This window comes from Rhodothermales bacterium (genome assembly GCA_013002345.1).
Taxonomy (GTDB): domain Bacteria; phylum Bacteroidota; class Rhodothermia; order Rhodothermales; family JABDKH01; genus JABDKH01.
The window spans coordinates 1-5,816 of record JABDKH010000339.1 but is presented as its reverse complement, the minus strand read 5'-3'; the positions used below and the strand labels follow the sequence as shown (position 1 = coordinate 5,816).

Here is a 5,816-nt window from a genome sequence, read left to right as displayed (position 1 = left end):
AATGTCGCGTCCCAGAGCGCTGGAATCCATCTTTTCGAGAGACAGAAGAAGTTCGCGCACCGGCCACACGGCGCGTCTGACCTGAATGAGCGATCGGCGGAGATCGTATATCCTGGACTGAGTACCCGCGGCCGGATTTGTCAGCAGCTCCTCCTCCAGCTGGTCGACCACGTCACCGATATCATCGATAACCGTGAAGTAGTGATCGACCACCGCGTCGATAATCGCGTAACCCAGGTATCCGGATCCTCGTCTTCGGATCCGCCCGCCTTTTCCGCGCAGTCTCTCCCGGAGCGGATCGAAGACGTCCCCAGACTCCTCCTGGAAGGTTATCACGTATCGCGGCCCGATAACGATGCTGAGTTGTTCGGACTTCAACCGATCGACATCGTGGTCAACCTGAAGCATGCGGAGCACCACGAAAATATGTTCACCGTCAGGGTCCGCTTTCGGACGCTGATGCGGACTCACGACATCCTCTTGCACGAGGTCGTGGAGCTCGAGATGCTCGCCGATACGTTTGACGATTTGCTCGTCGTGGACGCCGTCGACGTTGATCCACGTAACAGACTTGGAGTCTCCGAGCTGGAGCGCATGGTCGATTGACACTTCAGCTTCTTCCGTGAGTCGGTCGGCCGTGTAGTCGATGACGGAGATCGTCACGGGTCCGGATCGGTGACCGCTGTAGACCACGGTACCGGGGGAGGCACCGGTCTTCTTGTTTCGACGGGGCAGGAGGCGTGCCAAAGCTGATCAGTCCCCGGTCACGTTCCTGCCTTTCCAGTGGATGGTTCCGGCCCAGTGGCCGATTGCCGAGTCCAGTTGAAGAAACGTGGCCAAAATGAATGAAACGGGTGATACCAAAGATACCGCAATCGGTATCGAGGCCAATCTGTCTGTGACAACTTTAATGGCCCATGCAGAAATCAGGAAATAGACTGAGACGAACGGGCTCAGCCACGTGCTCGCTGCGAACACCAGCAGATACACGAGGAAAGGAAGCGGTCGTCCGCCCATGATCAGGTACGCGTTCTTGCGGAAACCCTGCCATGCGTCGGCGAAGCTGCCGTACATTCTGACCGAAACGTCGCCGGTGAGATTGACGAGCCGAGGGTACACGCCCGAGGTCTTGAGATAGCGTCCAATCTCCACATCTTCGAGTATCTCGTTCTTCACCTGCGCATGTGGCTCAAGGGCATGGTAGGTCGCGGCGCGGATCATCCACAGTTGCCCATTGAGCGCGGATAGCAGGGGCGACCGAAGTCTTCGAACGAGGAACCACGGGAGCGCCGCGAGGATGGTGAATGGCACCAGACTTACAAGGAGCCTGCCCTTGCCGGCCAGACCGAGGAGTCCGGTCAGCACGGTCGTGTCGGACTCGCTCTGGAAGATGCGGGCGATGCGGGAAAGGGAATCCCGATGAAGCAGTTGCGTATCGGCGTCCATGAACAGATAGATATCGCCTGAGGCCTGCCGGGATGCCTGATACAGCGCGGATACCTTGCCGACCCAACCGGGAGGCGGCCCGTCGCCGCGCAGATAGCTCACGCGGCTGTCCGTCAGCTCGGCCCCGACCACGTCGCTCGTGCTGTCCGTGGAGTCGTCATCGTAAATGATGAGCTGGAAGTTCGAATACGACTGGGTGAGGATGGAGGGTATGAGGGCAGTGAGGTTCTGCGCTTCGTTGCGAGCCGGAATCAGGATGCTGATGAGTGGCTGCTCGACGGCCTGGCCCGGTCGGGGACGCGAACGTGCCAGGTAGACCACGTTACCGAGAAGGATCGTCCACAGCAGTGCATGTACGGCGATCAGGAAGACCGTCATCAGGAGTTGTCAGGATGGAGGATTGGCCAGGAACTCGGCGTACATGGGTGGCGGGTTGCGACTCTCGATGGCCATGCGGGCGGCATCGGCATCCGGGTCCTTGAGTCGAGTGAGGGCGTACCATACCCACAGGTCCGCCTCTACCGTGGACACACCGCCTTCCGAGTCGCTGGCGGTTACCCGCTGGAGTTCTCGAAGCACCTCTAGTGCGCGCCGGCTGTCTCCTCCGAAAAATCCCGGCCTGAACAGCAGGGACTGGCCTTCGATGAGGAGTACGAACGGATCATCCGGGCCGCTCTCCTTCGCCCGCTCCATCAGGCGACCGGCTCGTCTTCCGCAGCGAATTTTATTAATGATGGAGCCGGTTGCCGCCTTGTAGCCCCAGAGGCCCGCAAGAATCGCGTTTTCACGGGCGGATGCCGACTCCGTTTCGGACGGCAGATCATCCAGCAGGGTGCGGTCCATCGTCAACGGATACAGCCTGTAGCGGCACAGCAGGTCTTCCGCCTGCGAGGCGGCCGTCTGGCAATGGGAGCGGAGTGCCGTGGCATTTCCGTGTGCGTAGTAATGCTCGACCGAATCCGCCCGGGTGGGAACGAGCGTCAGGACGAGGGCCAGAGTTGTCAGCATGGGTCGTAAAAGCGTCTCAGGAACGACAGATTCCATTTCTCATTCGGACCTCGCCGGCCTTCCAGCAAGGTCTCGGTCACGTTGGGGGTTGGTGACCGAAGTGTTTCGAGGGCCTCGCCCAGTCTCAGCATTTCGTTTCCTGTTGCGGTCGTATGGGGCGACCCGGCGGACAAAAGCGCTGTGGGAGTGCTTTCGCCCCACCATGTAACGTGGATGGCGAGGGGCAACCAGACGGCCGGTGGCATTATTCTGCCGAGGCGCTGAAATGTTCTCGGATCTTCAGCCGGCAATTCCTCCTCCGGCCTGGTGAGCACTCCTCCGGGGAAGTATGCAAGCATCGGGCCGGGCACCTCGGCCAGGGCAGCGGCTGTCTTTCTCATGGACAAAAACCTGCCACGGGTGTCGTCGGCCGGGAAGGGCATGGCGCCGGCCGCCGCGAAGAACGGATACCGGTCAAACTCCTCCATCCACACGATGTACGGCCTGCGGACGACATCCCGGGCCACAAGCCAGAGCAGATGGCCATCAAGGAAATGATGATGATTGGCATAGGCGATGATCGGCAGATCATGCCCCACGTCCGGGATGTCACCGACCCAGCACACGCGCCGGAAGGAGCGTCGCAACGAGCCCCGAATCGAGGCTCTGACGAATGGCGCCGAGATTCTCGCAATCATTCGGCCATCTCTCCCAGCAGGCGCGCCTTTCGTCGGTCATAGTCATCGGAAATCAGGCACCAGAACTTGCGGCGTCCGGGCACATAAGCGCGCATCGAAATGTTGTCGTATCTGTTGTGTCGCACCTCGTTCAGAATCTGTCGATAAAATCTCGTGGCAGCACGTATTCCTGAGCGCATTGCAGGCGGCAGGGATGCAATGCCCGCAAGACCCGATTCGAAGTACGCCTCCGCCATGGACATGAGGTGTTCCATCAGCTGTTGATAGGCATGCGAGGCAGCCGACGGAGACGATGGATCTACACCGTACTGTTCCGCAAGCGTGGTGGGGATATATGAGCGCGACAGGCCTTTGAGGTCTTCGCCCACGTCGCGGATGATGTTCGTGATCTGCATCCCGATTCCGAGGTCGCGAGCCTGCTTGTCGGCCTCGATCGTTCTTCCCTCACCGAGCAGAGGCAGCATCATGGCACCGATGCTTCCTCCTACCAGGTCCGAGTACTCGACGAGATCGCTGACGTCGTTCACTGGGCGTCCCTCGAGATCCCATCGTGCACCGGAAATCAACTCGCGCATCGGCGCTTCGGCCAGACCATACTCTTTATGAATTGCGGCAAGCCTCTTCCAGAGCATCTCAGCGGGTGGCTGCAGAAGAAGGGTAGAGTCCAGCGCGGTCTCCACCTCCTGTAGACGTAGTAGCGCCTCAGCCGGGCCGACCTCCAGAACGAGCCGATCGGCAATCTCATCCACGGTCCTGCAGAACATATAGAGCGTGGCAACCGGCATCCGGATCTTCCGAGGAAGGAAGTGGGCCGCCAGAGAGAACGTCCGGGAATGGTGCCTGAACCGATCCCATATCAGGCGGTTGTCCCGGGTGTTATCGCGAGGTCTCTGATTCATTCGCTACCCGATGTTGCGACGTCATCATGACTCTGCGACTGCGAGCGAACGATCAGCAATGCGAGTCCAGTTGAGACCGCTCCCGCCGCCGCCGCGCCATATAGACCGTAGAGGAGCGACAACATGAACGGGAATGCGCAATTGAGGAAAAAGAACAATGGCGCAACACGATGTCGGATCGTGATTCCTCTGATGACCCTTGAATAAGCGGCTATTATGACGGCCGACGTGACGAACCAGCCACCCCAGTTGGAGAGCGGCATCCCGTAGAAGAATCCGATTTCTTCGTATGTCCAGAACGGGAATGCGCGGCTCATTGCCGGGTCGAGCGACACATCCCAAAGCACCATGAACGTCGCACCGAGTAGGATGGCCAGGGCGGTACTGTTCGTGACGCGGCGGGCCAGCTCGTAGCACACGAGCCCCATCGCGTACCACGACAGCGGGATGAAATACGGGACATGACCCAGGATCTTCGGCCCAAGCCAGTCCGTGTACGAGTATCCCCCGAACGGAAACCCGGTCGTCGTGCCCAGCAGTTCGGCTCCGGCTCCGACGATCGAACCGATGAGAACCAAAACCACGGTGCGGCGCCGACCTAGCTGCCGGTAGTACATGAGTGCGACGATCACCGGCAGGAGCGCCATGTACGTCCATGTGGGCGCTTTGACCAGGGTCGGGAAGTACGGACCGAAGAACCGAAGAACTCCCGGGGCTATCTTGAGGATGATGATGCCGCCGAGACTGAACGCGATGGCGCCGGTGAACACCCACATCAGGATGCGAACGGCGCGCGAGGTGCCCGGTATCGACGCATTCATATTTGCAGATTGCACGTGAGTCATTCTGAAATTGGACTGATTGCGATACGTCCGCCCGAGTACTTTCCGCGGCCCGAGTTGTTTGCTCTGATGATGGCGGTCGACGTCTTCGTTCTTGCGGATACGTTCCAGTACAGCCGGCAGTCGTTCCAGAACCGGACGCGCGTTCGGACTCCCGACGGATGGCAGTGGCTATCGGTTCCGCTTGAGGGTGGACAGCACGGCCGGCCTATTGCGGAAGTCCGGGTCGCCGATGGGGGCGGGCGGTGGAAGTCCAGGCATTGGCGATCGCTGGAATACAACTATCGGTCATCTCCTTTCTTTGAATACTACGAAGATACGATTGCCCGGGTCGTTGGAGGTGGATCGCGGCGGCTCGGGGAAGTGACGGTCGCCAGCATGCTAGCTGTCAGAGATATTCTGGAGATCGAGACGCGTGTTGTGGTGGCGTCCGCGATGGATGAAGTGCCGGTCAGCCCTGCGGAGGTCGCACGTCATTTCCCGGGTGCGGCGATTGCCACCCTGCCCGACGCCGAGGATGCTGATTTGCAGGCCTCCCTCATACTGGATTATCAGGTGGCGCGCTATCCGCAGAACTTCGACCGATTCGAGTCGGGGATGTCGATTCTGGACTTGCTGTTCAACGTCGGGCCGGACGTGAGGCGGATGCTGGGCGGGGGACGGCTCAGAGAATCGGCGAGAGGGAAAACAAGAAAGGTCCGCACAGTCGATGACCATGCGGACCTTTGAGTCACAGAGCGAGTGTGCTACTTGAGCAGCACCAGGCTTCCGCTTACCGGACCTGCGGGTGTCTGCAGCCGGTAGAGGTACGTGCCGCTCGGGAGGTTGTCAGCGCTGAACGTTACGTCGTGGCTGCCGGCCTCGAATACACCGGACGCGAGCGTCTTGACGTGCCGACCTGCGACGTCGAACACGGCCAGGCTCACATTGCCGGACTCTCTAAG

8 protein-coding genes are annotated in these 5,816 nt (G+C 60.0%); 1 reads left to right on the top strand and 7 read right to left on the bottom strand.

Going from position 1 to position 5,816, the window contains the following annotated elements; genetic code table 11:
* The 6 genes from HKN37_16135 to HKN37_16110 all read right to left on the bottom strand — a co-directional run.
* A partial coding sequence (locus tag HKN37_16135) for a magnesium and cobalt transport protein CorA (protein NNE48182.1) occupies positions 1–747 on the bottom strand: 747 nt, incomplete at its 3' end.
* Between the two features lie 6 nt (positions 748–753).
* Complete coding sequence (locus tag HKN37_16130) at positions 754–1,824, bottom strand: glycosyltransferase (GenBank protein NNE48181.1); 1,071 nt, start codon at positions 1,822–1,824, stop codon at positions 754–756.
* Between the two features lie 9 nt (positions 1,825–1,833).
* Positions 1,834–2,454 (bottom strand): hypothetical protein, encoded by a 621-nt coding sequence (locus HKN37_16125; GenBank protein NNE48180.1) that lies wholly within the window; start codon positions 2,452–2,454, stop codon positions 1,834–1,836.
* Positions 2,448–3,131, bottom strand: coding sequence for an acyltransferase (locus tag HKN37_16120; GenBank protein NNE48179.1), 684 nt, complete (start codon positions 3,129–3,131; stop codon positions 2,448–2,450). The genes HKN37_16125 and HKN37_16120 overlap by 7 nt, the downstream gene beginning before the upstream one ends.
* Positions 3,128–4,030: a phytoene/squalene synthase family protein gene (locus HKN37_16115; GenBank protein ID NNE48178.1), complete on the bottom strand. Its 903-nt coding sequence runs from the start codon at positions 4,028–4,030 to the stop codon at positions 3,128–3,130. The genes HKN37_16120 and HKN37_16115 overlap by 4 nt, the downstream gene beginning before the upstream one ends.
* Positions 4,027–4,875: a carotenoid biosynthesis protein gene (locus tag HKN37_16110; GenBank protein ID NNE48177.1), complete on the bottom strand. Its 849-nt coding sequence runs from the start codon at positions 4,873–4,875 to the stop codon at positions 4,027–4,029. Before HKN37_16110 ends, HKN37_16115 begins: the two co-directional genes overlap by 4 nt.
* On the opposite strand from HKN37_16110, the gene HKN37_16105 reads away from it, so the two are divergent.
* Complete coding sequence (locus tag HKN37_16105; GenBank protein NNE48176.1) at positions 4,867–5,601, top strand: WbqC family protein; 735 nt, start codon at positions 4,867–4,869, stop codon at positions 5,599–5,601. The two genes, HKN37_16110 and HKN37_16105, sit on opposite strands and share 9 nt — an antisense overlap.
* 17 nt (positions 5,602–5,618) lie before the next feature.
* Here the strand turns inward: HKN37_16105 and HKN37_16100 are convergent.
* Positions 5,619–5,816 (bottom strand): T9SS type A sorting domain-containing protein (locus HKN37_16100; protein ID NNE48175.1); only part of this gene is annotated, 198 nt, incomplete at its 5' end.

Coding starts and splice junctions, on each gene's coding strand:
- HKN37_16130 (NNE48181.1), bottom strand. CDS start 1,824: ATGACGGTCTTCCTGATCGCCGTACATGCACTGCTGTGGACGATCCTT.
- HKN37_16110 (NNE48177.1), bottom strand. CDS start 4,875: ATGACTCACGTGCAATCTGCAAATATGAATGCGTCGATACCGGGCACC.
- HKN37_16125 (NNE48180.1), bottom strand. CDS start 2,454: ATGCTGACAACTCTGGCCCTCGTCCTGACGCTCGTTCCCACCCGGGCG.
- HKN37_16115 (NNE48178.1), bottom strand. CDS start 4,030: ATGAATCAGAGACCTCGCGATAACACCCGGGACAACCGCCTGATATGG.
- HKN37_16120 (NNE48179.1), bottom strand. CDS start 3,131: ATGATTGCGAGAATCTCGGCGCCATTCGTCAGAGCCTCGATTCGGGGC.